Raw genomic sequence first — 17,588 nt, 5'->3', positions numbered from 1 at the left:
CTGGTTACGGGGTGCAACATCGACCTACCCGGCTGAAGGAGACACCCCATGGGCACCACGGCGGAAACGCCCGACGGCGGCGGTCTGCAGCACTCGCTGCAGAAGCGCCACCTGACGATGATCGCGATCGGCGGCGTGATCGGCGCCGGTCTGTTCGTCGGGTCAGGTGCGACCATCAAGGCCGCCGGACCGGCTGCCTTCCTCACCTACGCCATTACCGGAGTGCTCATCGTGCTGGTGATGCGCATGCTCGGCGAGATGGCCGTGGCGAATCCGTCGACCGGCTCCTTCGCCGACTACAGCCGCCGCGCACTCGGTGATTGGGCCGGATTCTCGGTCGGCTGGCTCTACTGGTACTTCTGGGTGATCGTCGTCGGGTTCGAGGCGGTGGCCGGCGGCAAGATCGTCCAAGATTGGTGGCCGGATACTCCCCTGTGGCTCATCGCACTAGTCCTCATGGTGGCCATGACCGCCACCAACCTTTTCTCGGTGCGCTCCTATGGCGAATTCGAATACTGGTTTGCGAGCGTGAAAGTGCTTGCCATCATCGCGTTTCTGGTCCTCGGCACCATGTTCGTCGTGGGCTGGTGGCCGGATAGGCAGATGGACTTCTCTAACCTCACCAAGGGCGGGTTCGCACCGAACGGCACCGGTGCGATCTTCTCCGCCATCGTGGTCGTCGTGTTCTCCATGGTCGGCCCGGAAATTGCCACCATTGCCGCTGCCGAATCCAAGGACCCCGCGCGGGCCATCAGCAGGGCCACCAACTCGGTCATCTACCGAATTGGGCTCTTCTTTGTGGGATCAATCTTCCTTATCGCGGTGATCGTGCCGTGGGATAGCCCGACCCTGGGCACCTCTCCCTTCGTCACCGCATTCAAGACCATGGGGATTTCGCACGCCGACAACATCATGCGGATCGTGGTGCTCACCGCCGTACTGTCCTGTCTCAACTCGGCGATGTATACCGCCTCCCGCATGCTCTTCGTGTTGGCGGGACGGGGCGAGGCGCCACGCAGCTGGCTACGCGTCAATTCTCGCGGTGTTCCCGTGCACGCCATCCTGGCGTCCTCGTTCATCGGATTCGTCTGCGTGATCCTGGCATACGTCGCCGAGGACACCGTATTCCTGTTCCTGCTCAATTCCTCCGGCGCGGTAATCCTCTTTGTGTACTTCATGATTGCGATATCACAGCTGGTGCTCAGGCCCCGCACGCCTCCGGAGAAGCTGATCGTCAAGATGTGGGGCTACCCGGTGTTGACGATTCTCACCGCCGGTGCCATCGTGGCGATTCTGGTCGCCATGGGCTTTCAGGACGGCACCCGGTCGCAGCTGTGGGCCAGCCTGCTGTCCTGGGCGGTGATCCTGATCGCCTTCGTGGTGCTGCGCCTGACCCGGCGCCGCGACCCGTCACCCGAGGAACCGGTCACCCGGTAATTGCCATCGCCCGCCTGAACAGCTGCAAAGTCAGGCTGTGGAGGTAATCACCCACCGCCACAGGTGCTTTCCCAGCGTAGGCACGAGCATGCGTACCCTCCAGGATGATGCCTAGCTTGAAGCAGGCCAGCACCGTGTACCAGTCCATCGCGCTCAGATCGCGATCCGTGCGTTCGGCATAGTGCGCGACGAGTTCCTCGGGCGTGGGCAAGTTCCCGGCCTGCACGAGTGCCCCGCCCAGTGACGCATCGTCGGTCTCGGACGGCCAGGTCGCCAGCAGCCACCCCAAATCCAGCAGCGGATCGCCGATGGTCGACATTTCCCAATCCACGATGGCCGCCAACTGCGGGCCGTCATTGCGGAACATCATGTTGGCCAGGTGGAAATCCCCGTGCATGATTCCCGGCTTCCACTGCGACGGACGGTGCTGCTCAAGCCAATCCGCGACGGACCGCAGGCCCGGAATATCCGGACCCGGATATCCCTCGTGCTTGGCATACGAGTCGAGTTCCTTGAGCCAGCGCGGCACCTGGCGCTCCAGGAAGCAGTCGGGATTTCCGTAGCCGTCCAGTCCCAGCGTCTGGTAGTCCAGTGCGCCCAGCGCAGCGATGCCGCCGACAGCCTCCAATCCCATCTGATGCCGGATATCCGCTCTACCGGCGTGCAACTCCGGCAGGGTAACCGAGGCGTTGAAGCCGTCGACCGGCTCCATCAGGTAGAAGACCGCGCCACCCAGCACCGTCTCGTCGACGCAGGCCGCGATGAGCTCCGGTGCCGGAACTCCTTGCCCACGTATGGCTCCCAACAATCTCGCCTCGCGACGGATCACATTGTTGCTAGCCTCACGCAGATGCTTGGGTGGTCGCCGCAACACGTACTCGCGGCCACCCCGGGTGAACCGCACCATGATGTTCTGCGTGCCCCCCGTGATCGCGGAGACATCCGCAACCTCGCCCGCGGGGAGCCTCTGCTCGTCCATCCAGCGCGAAACAATGTCGAAATCAACGCTTTTCGGATCTACATGCTGCGGTGCGGCCATTACAGATTGCCCACCCGGTGCTCGAGCCGAGCCGCCACATGCGCCCGCGCCTTCTCCGTCAGCGCCGGGATGTGGCTCGGCGGGAACAGCCCCTCATACGGGGTGTAATCCTTGAGGACCTCCTTGGCGATGGTTACCTTGTGCACCTCGGTTGGGCCGTCGACCAGACCCATCACCTCCGAGTACAAGAACATCTTGGCCAGCGGCATCTCCTCGGACACCCCGAGCGAGCCGTGCAGATGCAGGGCGCGCTGGGCGACATCGTGCATGACCTTCGGCATGGCGGCCTTGATCGCCGCGATGTCCTTACGCACCTTCAGATAGTCCTGGTGCTTGTCGATCAGCCAGGCGGTGCGGAGCACCAGCAGACGGAACGATTCCATCTCGATCCAGCTGTCGGCGATGCGCTCCTGCGTCATCTGCAATTTGGCGATGGTGCCGCCACGCGCCTCCCGGCTGATGACGCGCTGACACATCATGTCGAATGCCTTGCGCACCTGGGCCACCGTCCGCATGGCATGGTGCACGCGACCTCCACCCAGACGGGTCTGGGCGATCACGAACGCGGCACCCTCGGCGCCCAGCATGTTCTCGGCGGGAATCCGGGCGTTGGTGAAGCGGGTATATGCCTCGTCCTCGCTGAACCCGTGCACGGTGATGTTTCTGACGATCTCGACTCCGGGGGCGTTCGGGTCGACGATGAACATGGACATGCCCTGGTACGGACTGACGTCCGGGTTGGTGACGGCCATGACGATCCAGAAGGCCGCGTGCCGCGCTTCGGAGTTGAACCACTTCTCCCCGTTCAGGATCCACTCGTCACCGTCGCGCACCGCGGTGGTCTTGAACAGCGTCGGATCGGATCCGCCCTGCGGCTCGGTCATGACGTAACAGGAGCCGATATCACCGTCCATCAGCGGCTGCAGATACGTGGCCTTCTGAGCTTCAGTACCGTAGTGCGCGAGGATCTCCGCGTTGCCGGTGTCGGGTGCCTGACATCCGAATATCGAAGGCGCCCAGACCGACCTGCCCAGGATCTCATTGAGAAGCGCCAGCTTGAGCTGCCCAAAGCCCGGGCCGCCCAGTTCGGGCCCGAGGTGGCAGGCCCACAGGCCGCGCCGCTTGACCTCTTCCTTGAGCGGGCGTACGTAGTCCATGGCTTCTTTGTCCGACTTGTCGTACGGATTGGGGAACACGTAGTCGAGTGGTTCAACCTCCGTGCGGACGAACTCCTCGGCCCAGTCCAGCAGCTCCTGGTACTCGGGGTCGGTTTCGAAATCCCATGCCATGTCAGTCACTTCCTGTCGGTTCGGATTCAACGAGACGGTTCATCTGGACACCGTCCAAGACCATGTCGGCGATGCGCTTGGCGATCTGTGCCGGGCTCTTGCCGTCGGCGCGATACCAGACCGCCACCATGTTGAGCATCCCGAGGATCGCATTGGTGATCAGGTGATCGGACGTGCGAAACACCCCGGCCTCGTGACCCTCGTCGAGGACGCGCTGCCAGCAGCGCTGCAACTCGTCACGTAGTTCCTGTAGTTCCGCGGCACGCTCACCGGTCAGCGCGGAACCGTCACGGACCTGTATGGCGACCTGCTTGCGGTACTTGACGATGAGGATGACGTAGGAGCCGATCAGCGTGCGCAGGCGCTTGGCCGGCGGGGTATTCATACCCGCGATATGGGCAGCCTCGGTGAGCATCTCGTCGATGTAGCTGCGCAGGATCTCCCAGAGAAGTTCCTCTTTTGATCCAATGTGATAGTACAGCGCACCACCGCGTACGCCCGCCGCCGAACCAATCTCTGCGACACCCGTAGCGTGAAATCCCTTGTCTGCAAACAGCTCTGTTGCCACATCCATGATCCGCCGACGGGTCGCCGCCGCATCACCGTCGGACGCGGGAGGCCGGCCTCGCCGCGGTTTGGCGCCGGCCTCCGTCACAAGATGCCGCCGTCCAGGCGAATGGTCGTTCCCGTGCAGTAGGCCGAGGCTTCGCTCGCGAGATACAGTGCCGCGCCGACGATGTCCTCCGGTTCCCCCACGCGGCGCAACGGAATGCTCGGAATGAGCGCCTCAGCGAACCCCTCCGGCCAGGCCGCCGCGATATCGGTATTGAACAGCCCGCACTGAATCGTGTTGGCGCGTACGGCCGGCCCGAAAGTGTGCGACAGCCCGAGGGTCAGGGCATTCAAACCGGCCTTGGCCGCCGCGTACGGCAGGGCGGTGGCGTCGGGCCGCACCGCTTCGATCGAGCTGATGTTGATGATCGAACCGCCCGCACCTGCCGCCATCTTGGTGGCAATCGACGCCGACAGCCGGAACGGGCCCTTCAGGTTGACCCCGATCACCTTGTCGAACAACGCTTCCGACACCTGATCCAGGCTGGGGTACAGCGGGGACAGCCCCGCGTTGTTGACCAATACGTCCACGCGGCCGAATTCGCGGTACACGGTCTCGACCAGCTCATCGCATTGTTCCCAGGAGCTGACATTGCAGGCCACCGGGAGCGCGCGGCGTCCATGCTCAGCTTCCACCTTGGCGGCCAGCTTGTTACAGGAGTCGATCTTGCGGCTCGCGATCACCACATCGGCGCCATGGGCCGCGAATGCCTGCACCATCGCTCGCCCCAATCCGCGGCTTCCGCCGGTGACGACGACGACCTTGTCCTGCAGCATTCGAGCCTCCTCCATTAATGTGGCGATCGATACATTAAAGACGCGACACCGATAACGCAAGGGCTGCTGCGATCGGTCACCGAGCGAGCTTGTCCAGCAACAACGTGAACAGCGCTTCGGTCTTATCGTCGTTGGGGTCTAGTCGGCAGAACATCACCGAGGCGACGTAGTTCGCGCGCTGTCGCGCCACCAGACGGCACGACCACGGTGAGCGGTCGGTGGTGCGCGTCCAGTTCACCTCGTCCTGACCGCTGTGCACGATGCTGAGCGTCCAGCTCTCCTGGACACCGGCAACCGCGGTAGAGCCATGCACTCCATCGCATCTGGACATGCGCTGGGCAAACTGCTCGAACTGCTGGCTCGCCGAACTGGCGGTCTCGAACGCGATGAGCGCGGTGCCGATGGTGTGCCTGCGCACCCCTCCGACGGTCTCGGAGTACGCCTGGATGCGTGCCGCGCTGAAGCTCAGGTACTGCTGCCGTGTGGCCAGGGAGTATCCGTACGCACAATCGGACACGGTGTTCGCCGTCGAGAGCACCGTGTCAAGCGGCGGGATGGTCTTGACCTCCGGAAGGCCCACTGCCGCACGAATATCCGATGCCGACAGCAGGCGATCTTCGAGGTCGGCCTGCCTCGGTGGTAACACCGGGTAGAGCTTCTCCGGCTTGGCGGGCGCGGCGGCGTCACCCGCGACCGCATGGGTGCACGAGGTAAACAGCACCGACATACTAAGCAAAATGATTGGCGCCCAGCGCATTAGCCTGTCTCCGAGAGTTTCAGCGTCAATCGGTTCAGCACGTCGCCCGCCTTATTATCGGAACCATGGGTGCAGAACATGGACGATGCCACAAAGTTGGCTCGCTGTCGTGCAGCCATATAGCAGGTCCAACTCGAGTCGACCACGCTACGCGTCCACGCCACCTCGTCAGCGGTATCGGCACTGGTGATGCTCAGCTTCCAGGTGTCGGCGGCGTCACGCCTCTTCTGCGTGGTGACGCCATCACATTGCGACATCCGGCCGGCGAATCTCCGAAACTCACGCTGCGCGGTGCGCGTATCACCGAAGACGACCAGCGCGTTCGCTACCGAGTACTCCCTGACCTCCTCGGTCTCTTGCGAGTACCCCTCAATACGCGCGGCCTCGTATCCCGAGTACTGCACAACCTCGGCAAGCGAGTAACCCAGCGCGCATGGCAGGCCGGGGTCGGTCGACCCGAACATGCCGTCTACCGGGTCCCATACCTTCAGAAGTCTCGGGAGGCCGGTAATTTCCCGAAACCTCCTCGGGAGTCAGCAACCGCCCACCGAGCTTGCCGTCAACCGGCCGAATCTCTCGGCCGATGCTCCCTCTGTCCGCCGACACCAACGCCTCACCATCGGAAATCCGCGTGCAACCAGCCAAACTAAGCGCCGCGCACAGCAGCACGATACCTCGATGCATGCACACCCCCTGTCCCCGAAACCCCCGATCGGGGTTTGCTAGGAGTGTAGCTACACCACCAGTGCCATGCGTGGATCGGTCAACATCGCACCCAGATCCGCAAGGAACTTCGACCCCTGCTCACCATCGACCAGCCGGTGGTCGAAGGACAGCGCCAGCGTGGTGACATCGCGGACCGCGAGCTCTCCGTTCACCACCCACGGGCGTTTGGCGATCGAGCCCAGCGCCAAGATCGCCGCTTCACCCGGATTGAGGATCGGTGTGCCCGCATCGATGCCGAACACTCCGATGTTGGTCAGCGTGAACGTTCCGCCGGTCATCTCGGCGGGCGCGGTCTTTCCCTCACGCGCCGTGCTCACCAATTCCGCGAAGGCCACCGCCAATTCACGCAGCGACATTCCGTTGGCGCTCTTGACGTTCGGAACCACCAGTCCGCGCTCCGTCGCGGCGGCGACTCCGAGGTTCACGTAGTGCTTGATGACGATCTCGCCGGCCTGCTCGTCCCAGGCGGAGTTCAGTGAGGGGTGCGACCGCAGGGTCAGCAGCACCATCCGCGCGACCAGTGTCATCGGAGTGAGCTTGAGATCGGGGTACTTGGCTTTCAAATCGGCAAGCAGTTCCATCGTCGCGGTCACGTCGACCGTCAGGAACTCGGTGACATGCGGCGCGGTGAAGGCGCTGCGCACCATGGCCGCGGCGGTGTGCTTGCGGACGCCCGCGATGGGAATGCGTGTCTCCCCTCCCACCGGCGCCGCGGCGGGTTCCACCTGCGGAGCACGGGCGGTGAGGCTGCGGGTGTAGGCCTCGACATCCTGTCGGGTGATGCTGCCCCCGATCCCTGTGCCGCTGATCAGGTCGAGCGTCACCCCGAGTTCGGCGGCGAGCTTACGAACCGACGGTTTGGCAGCGGAGCGGGGCTGGTCCAACGCCGCCGGCTGAACCGCTACTGGTGTGGGCACCTCGGTCTCTTCCACCAGGGCAAGCGCGGCGGCCCCAGTTCCCGCACGACGTCGACGCCGGGCCAGTCCACTCGATTCCGACGGACCGTAACCGACGAGGTTGGCGGGCGCGTCCGGTTCCGCGCCGGCCACCTCGATCGAGATCAGCGGTGAACCGACCGCAAGGGTCGAATTCTCGGCCGCCTCCAAGGCCACCACAGTTCCTTCGTAGGGTGAGGGCAGCTCGACCATCGCTTTCGCCGTCTCCACATCGGCGAGCACCTGGTTCAGCTTTACCTCGTCACCGACCTTCACCTTCCACGAGATCAGATCGGCTTCGGTGAGCCCCTCACCGAGATCTGGAAGCAGAAACTGTTTGACTGCCATGGATTTCGCACCTCTCCTAGGCAGCGATGGCGCGGTCGACCGCGTCCATCACGCGCTCAGCATCGGGCAGGTAGTGGTGCTCCACCTTGTTGGCGGGGTACGGCAGGGCGAAGCCGCCGACGCGCAGGACTGGAGCCTCCAGGTGATAGAAGCACCGCTCGGTGATGCGCGCGGCGATCTCCGCGCCCAATCCCATGAACACCGACGCCTCGTGAACCACCACCAGCCGTCCGGTCTTGCGCACCGACGCCTCCAGGGTCTCGAAGTCGACCGGCGAGAGGGAGCGCAGATCCACCACCTCGATCGACACCCCCTCCGCGGCTGCCATATCCGCCGCAGCGGTAGCGACGCCGACCATCGGACCGTATGCGGCGATGGTCGCGGCGGTACCGGGCCGGACGATACGGGCAGAGGACAGGGAAAGGGGCGGAGCCGCTGTGTCTTCCAGGTTGACCTCACCCTTCTCCCAGTAGCGGCGCTTGGGCTCGAAGAAGATGACCGGGTCATCGCATGCCACGGACTGGCGGATCATGTCGTAAGCATCCTGCGGCGATCCGCAAGCCACCACCCGCAGCCCGGCAGTGTGGGCGAAGTATGCCTCCGGCGATTCCGAATGATGCTCCACCGCACCGATTCCGCCACCAAACGGGATGCGGATGGTCAACGGCATGCCCACTACCCCCTTGGTCCGGTAGTGCAGCTTGGCCACCTGACTGACGATCTGGTCAAAGGCCGGGTACACGAAGCCATCGAACTGGATCTCACACACGGGGCGATATCCACGCATGGCCAAACCCACCGCGGTACCGATGATTCCGGACTCGGCGAGCGGCGTATCGATGACCCGATGGTCCCCGAAGTCCTTCTGCAACCCGTCGGTGACTCGGAAGACACCGCCGAGCTTGCCGACGTCCTCCCCCATGACGATCACCTTGTCGTCGTCTTCCAGGGCCGCACGCAAACCCGCGTTCAGGGCACCGGACATGGTCATTCTGGTCATGATGCGATCCCTTCATCTTCAAATCCCGCAAGGTATTCCAAATAGTCACGACGTTCCGCGGCGACAAGCGAGTGTGGTTCTGCGTATACGTGATTGAACATGTCCGCGGCGGTCGGCTCGATCGTGCCGAGGCACCCCGCGCGCATCTCGGCGGCGACCTTATCGGCCCTGGCCGCGATGCGCTGCGTGTCCGAATCCGTCAGGGCTCCTCGCCGCGCCAAGTACTTTTCCACCCGCGACAGCGGGTCCTTGGCGCGCCATTCCTCGAGCTCGGCAGAGTTGCGGTACTTGGTGGGGTCATCGGAGGTGGTGTGCGGTCCCATCCGATAGGTGACCGCTTCGATGAGAGTGGGCCCACTGCCCTCCCGCGCGCGCCGCAGCGCCGCCCGTGTCGTGGCCATCACCGCGAGCACATCGTTGCCGTCCACCTGAATTCCCGGCACACCGAATCCGGTGCCGCGCGCCGCCAGTGGCAGATGGCTCTGCACCCGGACCGGCTCGCTGATGGCCCACTGATTGTTCTGACAGAAGAAGACAACGGGCGCACCGAAACTCGACGCGAAGGCGAACGCCTCCGATACATCGCCCTGACTGGTGGCGCCATCGCCGAAGTACGCGATGACCGCGGTATCCGACCCATCGAACTTGACGCCCATGGCGTATCCGGTGGCGTGCAGCGTCTGCGCGCCGACGATGATCGCGGGTGCGGTGACGTTGTGGTCGCGGGGATTCCATCCCGACTGGGTGGAACCCCGCCAGAACTGGAGCATGGCGGTGGGTTCGACGCCGCGGCAGTACGCGACACCGTGCTCACGGAAGCTGGTGAAGGCGAAGTCATCGTGCGCCAGCGCACGCGCGGAGCCCACCTGCGCGGCCTCCTGGCCCAGCAGCGGTGCCCACAGCGCGAGCTCACCCTGACGCTGCAGAGCCGTGGCCTCGGTGTCGATGCGGCGGACCACCACCATGTCCTCATACAGCGCCACAAGCTGCTCGTCGCTGACATCAGCGACGAGCGGCGTGTACGCCGAATTCTCGACCCGGTTGCCTTCCGGATCCAGGAGCTGGATGGTTTCCATACCCGCCTCGCTAACGCAGTGAAGCACCGCCTACCGATAACCACCACCCTGTGGTTGTGTCATGACTCACAGTGCATCAGATAGTCATACTGCGCAACCGATGCGTGTCACATTGCGCATTCTGCCCATAATTGCCGTGCCGTTCTGTGCGATACTGCGCGCTATGACCACTCTCGACGCCACCGACGCCAAGTTGTTACTCGCGCTCACGCAAACACCCCGCGCGTCCGGAGTGGAGCTGGCGCAGCGTCTGAATCTGTCCCGCAACACCGTGCAGGCACGGCTCACCCGTTGGGACCAGCACGAAGCGCTAGCCGGTATCGACCACCAGATCGTGCCGCGGGCGATGGGCTATCCCATGACGGCCTACGTGACGGCTCGCATCGACCAGCACCAGCTGAGAACCATCGGAGTAGCGCTCGCCGACGTACCGGAGATCGTGCAGGTACACGGCCTGGCGGGCGCCGATGACCTGATGATCAAGGTGGTGGCGGTCGACAGCGACGACCTCTACCGCATCGCGGGAAACATCCTCGATATCCCGGGCATCACCCGCACGTCCATCGCGATCGCGATGCACGAATTGGTCGCATTCCGGATGACCCCACTGCTGCGCCGCCTCGCCGGGCAGGACTGATGCTCAGCCCAGCCAGTCCAGAACCGCTGCGGCCGTCCAGGATTGCTGCATGCTGCCCAACGGCTCGCCGGTAAACGGCTCGTAGTACTCCGCAAAGGATCCGTCACCCGCCTGACGCAATCCTTCCTGCCGTAGCAGGAACGCACGTTCACTCCATCCGCGCCGCTCGAACGCCCAACAGAACAGCCAGGTGAGCACCGGCCAGACCGGACCCCGCCAATACTCGCGCGGACGGAAGTCCCGAGACACCGGCGACGTCGACGGGACCAGCGCGTATCGCAGGTCAGGATGACCGCAGAATCGCGGACCCTCCAACAGCCTCAGCAGTGCCAGCTCCTGCGGGCGCGGCAGACCACCGGAGAGCAGCGGCGCGAACATGGCCACCGTGTCGGTTGCCACCCACTTCCCGGTCTTGACATCGAAATCCCTTGCCGCACCGCTACGTTCCTCGGTGGTATCGACAACTCCACGCCGGAATCGATCGGCCCAGCCGTGCAGTTCGCGCACATCAGCGCGCGGCCGGGCGTGCTCCTCGCCGATGGTGGCCAGCACCTCGCAGGCCACCGCGAAGATGGCCGAGACGAACACGTCCTCCATGACGAAACTCATCACGTCCGGCAGGCGGGCATCGTCGTACCCCACCGATTTCATCTCTTCGAGCAGCCAGAGGTACACGTCGTACTCGGCGTCCTTGGGGCGCTGCGAGGCGTCGGTGATGATCGCGGTGTCCTCCCGCACATACGGCGGCAGCTCGCCCGGAACCACATTGGCGTACGCGCTGTCCCAACGCGGCGAGTTGTCCATCCCCGATTCCCACCCGTGGTACAGGGTGATTCGACCGTGCTGGTTCTGATCTCGCGCCTCCGCGAGCCAACGATGCCACCGCATCAAGTCGGCCCAGCGCCGGTCCAGGAAGGCCTCGGCGATCCCCCGGGCACTACGGCCCCGGCGGCGCGCGTGGTCCAAAATGCGTTGCACCGCTATGGCATGTACTGGCGGCTGGGTGATACCCGAGGTCTGATAGTTCGACGGCGCGTTCGCGGCCAGTGTCGAAGTCTGCCAGCGTGCCGGCCCGGGAAAGTAGCCGTCGACACCATTGGCGAAGACGATATGCGGGATCATCCCGTTGGCCCATTGCGCGGAGAGCAGGGTGTCGAGTTCGGTGACGGCACGTTCGACGCTCAGCGGCGCCAGCCCCACCGCCACAAACGCCGCGTCCCAACTCCACATATGCGGGTACAGCTTGGGTGCGGCACTGGTCATCGTTCCCCGGTCATTTCCTCTGAGCAGGTACGCCGCACGCGCGGCCAGCTGCGTGGGAGTGAACATCGGGTGGGACGGCATCCGTCCATTGTGCGGCGTACCCGGCCATTCCCTCTCGCCGAAAGCGCAGTTTCGGTGCGAAAGTGCCAGGAGAAGCCGCCCGAGGTCGACATTTGGCGGAAGGAGGCTAGCCTGGCGCGCATGCCCCTGGCTCTCATCACCGGCGCAAGCGGCGGACTCGGCGCCGCGATCGCGCGCGCACTCGCCCCTACGCATGCACTCCTGCTTGGTGGACGGCCCTCCGGACGGCTCGACGAGTTGGCCGCGGGATTGGGCGCGACCGCGTGGCCGGTTGACCTGGGCGACGAGGACGCGGTGCTGACGGCCGCTGCCGATATCGGCGAACTCGACCTACTGGTGCACAACGCCGGGGTTTCCTACCCGGCGACGATCGCCGACTCGAAGCTGGCCGACTGGCGAAAGACCTTTGAGGTCAATGTATTAGCACCGGTAGCGCTCACCCAGGCGCTTCTTCCCGCCCTGCGCGCGGCGCAGGGCGACGTGGTCTTCATCAATTCCGGAGCGGGGATCAACGCACACCCGGGCATCGGCTCGTACTCGACGAGCAAGTTCGCGTTGCGCGGATTCGCCGATGTGCTCCGCGCCGAGGAACCGCTGCTTCGGGTGACCTCGGTGCATCCCGGCCGGATCAGCACACCCATGCAGCAAGAGCTCACCGAACATGAAGGGCGCGCGTACGATCCGGCCGACTACATGCGGCCCGAGTCCGTCGCGCAGCTGGTCGCCGATGCCGTGAACCTTCCGCGCGACGCGCGTGTGCACCAGATCGTAGTGCGGCAGAACTAAATCAGCTGTCGTCGCGGTGGCGCAGGGGCAGGCACCAGATGTCGCTGTATGGCAGCGCCTGATTCAGGTAGGCCAGGAATTCACCCTTACCGCGATCACCTGCACGGATCGTGGCTGCGACCGCCTCGGCAACGGCCGCCAAACCCGGCATCACCCCGGCGTCGGTATTGCGTGCGTCCATCTGCCCATCCTGGCCCCCGTGATCTTGAAATGGAAGGCTCTATCTGAGCGAGCGCCCTAGACGACCAGATTCACCATGCGACCCGGCACCACGATGACCTTCTTCGGAGTGGCACCCGCCAGGAACTCCAGCACCTTCTCCTCGGCGAGCGCCGCCGCCTGGATATCGTCCGCCGGTGCATCGGCGGCAACCGTGATGCGGCCACGTACCTTGCCGTTCACCTGGATCGGGTACTCGACAGTGTCGGCCACCAGCCATCGCTCATCGGATTCCGGGAAGGGCCCGTGGGCCAACGACACGTCGCGCCCGAGCTGGCTCCACAGCTCCTCGGCCAGGTGCGGCGCCAGTGGCGCGAGCAGCAGCACCAGTGGTTCCACCGCCGCGCGCGGGGCACCCTCCGGGTACTCCTTGGTGAGGTGGTTGGTGTACTCGATCAACTTGGCCGCAGCGGTGTTATTACGCAGGGCCGCATAGTCTTCGGTGACTCCAGCGATCGTCTTGTGCAGCGCCCGCAGCGTGTCTTCACTCGTCAGGTCGTCGTCGGTAACTCGGATCTCGCCGGTCTCCTCATCGATCACCGCACGCCACACCCGCTGCAGGAACCGATGTGCGCCAACGACATCCTTCGTCGCCCAAGGGCGTGACAGCTCCAGAGGGCCCATTGACATCTCGTACACACGCAGGGTGTCGGCACCGTAGTTGTCGCAAATGTCATCCGGTGAGATCGAGTTCTTGAGGCTCTTACCGATCTTGCCGAACTCTTGTTTCACCTCGACTTTCCCCTCCGGACCGGCCCAGAAGAACGTTCCGCCCTCCTCAACCACCTCGGCGGCCGGGACATACATGCCGCGCGCGTCCGTGTAGGCGTAGGCCTGGATGTAGCCCTGGTTCAGCAGCCGTCGATACGGTTCCCGGGAACTGACGTGCCCGAGGTCGTAGAGAACCTTGTGCCAGAACCGCGAGTACAGCAGGTGCAGCACGGCGTGCTCCATGCCGCCGACGTACAGGTCGACGCCACCGGGATCATTCGGACCATGCTCGGCCGGGCGTGGACCCAGCCAGTAGGCCTCGTTTTCCTTGTCGCAGAAGGCTTCCGCGTTGTCGGGGTCCGCGTAGCGCAGCTCATACCACGAGCTGCCAGCCCACTGTGGCATCACGTTGGTATCCCGCGAGTACTGCTTGAGTCCGTCTCCCAGGTCCAGCTCGACGCTCACCCAATCGGTGGCCTTGGAAAGGGGGGGCGACGGTTCGGTCGACGCGTCGTCGGGATCGAAGGACACCGGTGCGTAGTCCTCGACCTCTGGCAGTTCGACGGGCAGCACGTCCTCGCCCAGCGCGTGCGGTCGCCCGTCCTCGCCGTAGACGATCGGGAACGGCTCGCCCCAGTAGCGCTGACGCGCGAAGAGCCAGTCGCGCAGCTTGTATTCGATGCGTGATTCGCCGTGTCCGTCGTTGACCAGCCGGCGGGTCACCTCGGCCTTCGCCGCGACGACGTCCAGCCCGTTCAGGTAGTCGGAGTTCACCAGCACGCCGTCACCCGTGTATGCGGCCTCCGTGACATCACCACCGGAAATCACTTCCCGCACAGGCAAACCAAAGGCGTGCGCGAAATCCCAGTCGCGCTGGTCATGCCCCGGCACCGCCATGATGGCGCCCGTGCCGTAGCCCACCAGCACATAGTCCGCGATGAAGACCGGCACCGGATCACCACTCACCGGATTCGTCGCATGCACGCCGGTGAATACGCCCGTCTTTTCTTTGTTCTCTTGACGTTCCAGATCGCTCTTGGCCGCGATGGAGCGCCGGTACTGGTCGATCGCCGCATGCGGCGAGTCCTGACCACCGGTCCACCTCGCGTCGGTCCCTGCCGGCCAGCTGTCACCGACCAGCGAATCGACCAGCGGGTGCTCAGGGGCCAGCACCAGGTAGGTGGCACCGAACAGTGTGTCGGGTCTGGTCGTGAACACCTCGATATCGCCCACGCCCGCAACGGGGAACAACACAGACGCGCCCTGTGATCGGCCGATCCAGTTGCGCTGGATCGCCTTGACCTTGTCGGGCCAGTCCAGGTATTCCAGGTCTTCGATAAGCCGGTCGGAGTACGCGGTGATGCGCATCATCCACTGCCGCAACCGCTTACGGAAAACTGGGAAGTTGCCGCGCTCGCTGCGGCCATCCGAGGTGACCTCTTCGTTGGCCAGCACGGTGCCCAGTCCAGGACACCAGTTGACCATCGAATCCGATTGGTACACGAGGCGGTATGAGTCGACGAGGTCGGCGCGCTCGCCATCGCTCAGCTCGCCCCACACCGTGCCGTCGGCAGGCGTACGTACACCGGAATCGAATTCGGCTATCAGCTCGTCGATGCGGCGGGCCCGCTGGGCCTCGACGTCGTACCAGGCGTTGTAGATCTGCAGGAAAATCCACTGAGTCCACTTATAGAAGTCGACGTCGGTGGTCGCGAAGCTGCGGCGTGAGTCATGGCCCAGTCCGAGCCGCCCCAGCTGACGCTTGTAGTTGACGATGTTGGCCTCGGTGCGCACCCGCGGGTGTGTGCCGGTCTGCACCGCGTACTGCTCGGCGGGCAACCCGAACGCATCGAACCCCAGTGCGTGCAGCACGTTGGCGCCGCGCATCCGGTGAAAGCGGGCATAGACATCCGTCGCGATGTAGCCCAGCGGGTGTCCGACGTGCAGCCCCTCACCGGACGGGTACGGGAACATGTCCTGGACAAACATCTTGTCCGCGGGAATCGGGGTGCCGTCGGCCGGTGCCAGCGCCCCCACTGGGTTCGGGACGTGGAAGGTGCCGCGGTCGGCCCAGCTCTGTTGCCAGTCGCGCTCGATCTGCCCAGCGAGCTGCGCCGAGTAGCGATGCTTGGGGAATTCAGCGGTTTCCTCAATAGCTCTGCCGGCGTCCTGCTGGGCTTCAGTCACGCATCAAGGGTAAATGCGGCAGCTCAGCGAACAGAAATCGCCGCTTTGGCGACGAGAGTTAATCACTCTGGTCACAATCCGGCCACTTCCGGGGGTGTCCGGGGTGGTTTCTCAGCTGCGCTCATTAACTTCGGGACCGCCACAACCGAGAACCTGCCTGTCGACATCGCGGTCGACACCTCCGCGTTCACGGTTGTCGTCCACAACGCGCAGACAACTCACACAACGCATTGGACAGAGCCGGAAGGACAAAGAAGGTGACGACCAAACGGTATTCAGTCAGGTTCGCGGCGGCCACGGCCTCCGTTGCGGCGCTGCTCGCCGGGACTACCGCCATCGCGCTGGCGGACCCACAGCCTGTGCCCCCGGCACCGGTGGCCACTCCGAACGCCGCCACGTCGGCTCCCGTCGCACCGGCGGCGGCGCCCACGGCGTCAACGAATCCGCTGCAGCCTTCCGCGCCGATCAGCGGGCTCGCACCCGCCAACGAGGGCACGCTTGCGGAGTTCTTCGCTTCCAAGAACGTCAAGCTGGAACCGCTGACCAAGAACAGCCACGGCGCACCCCGCATCAGCATCCCGATACCGAACAACTGGGCGAACGTGCCCGATCCCAATGTCCCCAACGCCTACCAGGTGATTGTCAGCAAGGCCAACGGCACCGGGCTCTACCAGTCCAACGCACAGGTCACGATGAGCAAGCTTGTCGGCGAGTTCGACACCAACGAGGCCGTGTCCCATGGTCCCGTCGAGGTCAAGTCGCTGCAGGGCTGGCAGCCGACCGACGCCTCGCTGGTCACCTACCAGGGCGCCCCGTCCTCGATCGTGGAAGGCACCTTCCGTCAGGACGGTGAGACCCTCAACACCTCGCGCCGGGCCGCGATCATCACGCAAGGTAAAGACCGGTACCTGGTCCAGCTGGCCGTCACCACGACCGTGGGCAACGCCATCGCCGAAGCTCCCGCCACCGACCTGATCGTCAACGGGCTGCGTTTCGGAGATGCCGCGCCGGTCACCGCGCCGGCGGCCGATCCCAATGCGCTCGCCGACCCGGACGCCGTGCCCGGCGCGCCCGTCACGCCTGCTCCGGGGGCGCCCGTGCCCGCGGACCCCAACGCACCGCCTTCGCCGGCGCCGGGGGTTCCGGGACTGCCACCCCTGCCCACCCTGCCTCCGCTGATCCCACCGGCGCCGCCCGCGGCATAACCGGCCTCGCATCCCGCTTAAACTGAGCGGGTGTTGATCGCCGCCATCGTGACCATTGCCCTGGCCGGGCTGCTGGCTGCGCTGTCCGTGGCGGCGTTCCTGCGGGCACCGCACGGCAGCCCTCGGCGCATGCTCGCGCCCGCCCAGGCGGCGGCCGCCGTGATCCTCGCCGCCGGCGCACTTGCCGCACTATTCGGTTCCACCGCAATTGGTTTGGTGGGACTGGTGGTATGTGGCGCCGCTGCCATCGCGACAATGGGTGCGGCGGCCTGGCAGGTCGCGCGATACACCACCGCCGCACAACAGATGTCGTCCTCGGGTGGCTGCGGTAGTTCCTGCGGCGGCTGCCCCAGTGCCACCACTTCCGGCCGTGACGGTCTTGGCGCAAGCGGCTCATCTGTGTGCGCGCGGCCCTGACATGTCCAATCTTTAGACACGTCGGCGCTACCTCATCTGAATGTGATCCGTATTCGCCCATGTCGGCCCATTTTTTGGTGTTATGT

General features: G+C 64.7%; 16 protein-coding genes and 1 pseudogene. 5 read left to right on the top strand and 12 right to left on the bottom strand.

Translation table 11 applies throughout. From position 1 onward, the window contains the following. The first annotated feature begins 48 nt into the window (after positions 1–48). Positions 49–1,437 carry an amino acid permease gene (locus B4400_RS20620; protein ID WP_078312393.1) on the top strand — a complete coding sequence of 463 codons (1,389 nt, stop codon included), beginning with the start codon at positions 49–51 and terminating at the stop codon, positions 1,435–1,437. Here the strand turns inward: B4400_RS20620 and B4400_RS20615 are convergent. From B4400_RS20615 to pdhA, 9 genes and pseudogenes are all read right to left on the bottom strand, one after another. Then, positions 1,427–2,476, bottom strand: a complete 1,050-nt coding sequence (locus B4400_RS20615; RefSeq protein ID WP_078312394.1) for a phosphotransferase family protein — start codon at positions 2,474–2,476, stop codon at positions 1,427–1,429. The genes B4400_RS20620 and B4400_RS20615 overlap by 11 nt on opposite strands. Continuing rightward, entirely contained in the window at positions 2,476–3,765 is a 1,290-nt protein-coding gene (locus B4400_RS20610; protein ID WP_078312395.1) for an acyl-CoA dehydrogenase family protein, read from the bottom strand. The genes B4400_RS20615 and B4400_RS20610 overlap by 1 nt, the downstream gene beginning before the upstream one ends. A gap of 1 nt (position 3,766) precedes the next feature. Next, a complete protein-coding gene (locus tag B4400_RS20605; RefSeq protein ID WP_078312396.1) occupies positions 3,767–4,420 on the bottom strand; it encodes a TetR/AcrR family transcriptional regulator in 654 nt (217 codons plus the stop codon). Further along, positions 4,417–5,154, bottom strand: a complete 738-nt coding sequence (locus B4400_RS20600) for an SDR family NAD(P)-dependent oxidoreductase (RefSeq protein ID WP_078312397.1) — start codon at positions 5,152–5,154, stop codon at positions 4,417–4,419. Before B4400_RS20600 ends, B4400_RS20605 begins: the two co-directional genes overlap by 4 nt. 76 nt (positions 5,155–5,230) lie before the next feature. Next, positions 5,231–5,911 (bottom strand): sensor domain-containing protein, encoded by a 681-nt coding sequence (locus B4400_RS20595; RefSeq protein WP_078312398.1) that lies wholly within the window; start codon positions 5,909–5,911, stop codon positions 5,231–5,233. Then, positions 5,911–6,595 (bottom strand): annotated as a pseudogene (locus B4400_RS20590) (sensor domain-containing protein). Before B4400_RS20590 ends, B4400_RS20595 begins: the two are co-directional and overlap by 1 nt. Before the next feature lie 50 nt (positions 6,596–6,645). Then, on the bottom strand, positions 6,646–7,920 hold the full coding sequence (locus B4400_RS20585; RefSeq protein ID WP_078312400.1) for a dihydrolipoamide acetyltransferase family protein: 1,275 nt from the start codon (positions 7,918–7,920) through the stop codon (positions 6,646–6,648). A gap of 16 nt (positions 7,921–7,936) precedes the next feature. After that, positions 7,937–8,905 carry an alpha-ketoacid dehydrogenase subunit beta gene (locus B4400_RS20580; protein ID WP_078312463.1) on the bottom strand — a complete coding sequence of 323 codons (969 nt, stop codon included), beginning with the start codon at positions 8,903–8,905 and terminating at the stop codon, positions 7,937–7,939. An 11-nt stretch (positions 8,906–8,916) separates the two neighbouring features. Then, entirely contained in the window at positions 8,917–9,996 is a 1,080-nt protein-coding gene (gene pdhA / locus B4400_RS20575; RefSeq protein ID WP_078312401.1) for a pyruvate dehydrogenase (acetyl-transferring) E1 component subunit alpha, read from the bottom strand. Between the two features lie 163 nt (positions 9,997–10,159). Between pdhA and B4400_RS20570 the strand changes: the two genes are divergently transcribed. Then, a complete protein-coding gene (locus tag B4400_RS20570) occupies positions 10,160–10,633 on the top strand; it encodes an Lrp/AsnC family transcriptional regulator (RefSeq protein WP_078312464.1) in 474 nt (157 codons plus the stop codon). 3 nt (positions 10,634–10,636) lie between these two features. Here the strand turns inward: B4400_RS20570 and ggh are convergent, their stop codons facing one another. After that, complete coding sequence (gene ggh / locus B4400_RS20565; protein WP_078312402.1) at positions 10,637–11,977, bottom strand: glucosylglycerate hydrolase; 1,341 nt, start codon at positions 11,975–11,977, stop codon at positions 10,637–10,639. A gap of 120 nt (positions 11,978–12,097) precedes the next feature. Between ggh and B4400_RS20560 the strand changes: the two genes are divergently transcribed. Next, positions 12,098–12,763 carry an SDR family oxidoreductase gene (locus B4400_RS20560; protein WP_078312465.1) on the top strand — a complete coding sequence of 222 codons (666 nt, stop codon included), beginning with the start codon at positions 12,098–12,100 and terminating at the stop codon, positions 12,761–12,763. 1 nt (position 12,764) lies between these two features. Here B4400_RS20560 and B4400_RS20555 read toward each other — a convergent pair whose 3' ends face one another. Beyond that, positions 12,765–12,944 (bottom strand): hypothetical protein, encoded by a 180-nt coding sequence (locus tag B4400_RS20555; RefSeq protein ID WP_078312403.1) that lies wholly within the window; start codon positions 12,942–12,944, stop codon positions 12,765–12,767. A 56-nt stretch (positions 12,945–13,000) separates the two neighbouring features. Continuing rightward, on the bottom strand, positions 13,001–15,880 hold the full coding sequence (gene leuS, locus B4400_RS20550) for a leucine--tRNA ligase (RefSeq protein ID WP_078312404.1): 2,880 nt from the start codon (positions 15,878–15,880) through the stop codon (positions 13,001–13,003). A 257-nt stretch (positions 15,881–16,137) separates the two neighbouring features. On the opposite strand from leuS, the gene B4400_RS20540 reads away from it, so the two are divergent. Together B4400_RS20540 and B4400_RS20535 are read left to right on the top strand one after the other, a co-directional pair. Next, positions 16,138–17,085, top strand: a complete 948-nt coding sequence (locus tag B4400_RS20540; RefSeq protein WP_078312406.1) for an LpqN/LpqT family lipoprotein — start codon at positions 16,138–16,140, stop codon at positions 17,083–17,085. Positions 17,086–17,115: 30 nt separating this feature from the next. Beyond that, positions 17,116–17,502, top strand: coding sequence for a hypothetical protein (locus B4400_RS20535; protein WP_078312407.1), 387 nt, complete (start codon positions 17,116–17,118; stop codon positions 17,500–17,502). The last annotated feature ends 86 nt before the right edge of the window (positions 17,503–17,588 follow it).

The sequence above is a fragment of the Mycobacterium sp. D16Q13 genome, from assembly GCF_002013375.1.
Lineage (GTDB): Bacteria > Actinomycetota > Actinomycetes > Mycobacteriales > Mycobacteriaceae > Mycobacterium.
This window is presented reverse-complemented; position numbering and strand designations above follow the sequence as displayed.

Coding starts and splice junctions, on each gene's coding strand:
- B4400_RS20580 (WP_078312463.1), bottom strand. CDS start 8,905: ATGTCCGGTGCCCTGAACGCGGGTTTGCGTGCGGCCCTGGAAGACGAC.
- B4400_RS20610 (WP_078312395.1), bottom strand. CDS start 3,765: ATGGCATGGGATTTCGAAACCGACCCCGAGTACCAGGAGCTGCTGGAC.
- B4400_RS20555 (WP_078312403.1), bottom strand. CDS start 12,944: ATGGACGCACGCAATACCGACGCCGGGGTGATGCCGGGTTTGGCGGCC.
- B4400_RS20620 (WP_078312393.1), top strand. CDS start 49: ATGGGCACCACGGCGGAAACGCCCGACGGCGGCGGTCTGCAGCACTCG.
- B4400_RS20595 (WP_078312398.1), bottom strand. CDS start 5,911: ATGCGCTGGGCGCCAATCATTTTGCTTAGTATGTCGGTGCTGTTTACC.
- B4400_RS20585 (WP_078312400.1), bottom strand. CDS start 7,920: ATGGCAGTCAAACAGTTTCTGCTTCCAGATCTCGGTGAGGGGCTCACC.
- B4400_RS20560 (WP_078312465.1), top strand. CDS start 12,098: ATGCCCCTGGCTCTCATCACCGGCGCAAGCGGCGGACTCGGCGCCGCG.
- B4400_RS20570 (WP_078312464.1), top strand. CDS start 10,160: ATGACCACTCTCGACGCCACCGACGCCAAGTTGTTACTCGCGCTCACG.
- pdhA (WP_078312401.1), bottom strand. CDS start 9,996: ATGGAAACCATCCAGCTCCTGGATCCGGAAGGCAACCGGGTCGAGAAT.
- B4400_RS20615 (WP_078312394.1), bottom strand. CDS start 2,476: ATGGCCGCACCGCAGCATGTAGATCCGAAAAGCGTTGATTTCGACATT.
- ggh (WP_078312402.1), bottom strand. CDS start 11,977: ATGCCGTCCCACCCGATGTTCACTCCCACGCAGCTGGCCGCGCGTGCG.
- B4400_RS20600 (WP_078312397.1), bottom strand. CDS start 5,154: ATGCTGCAGGACAAGGTCGTCGTCGTCACCGGCGGAAGCCGCGGATTG.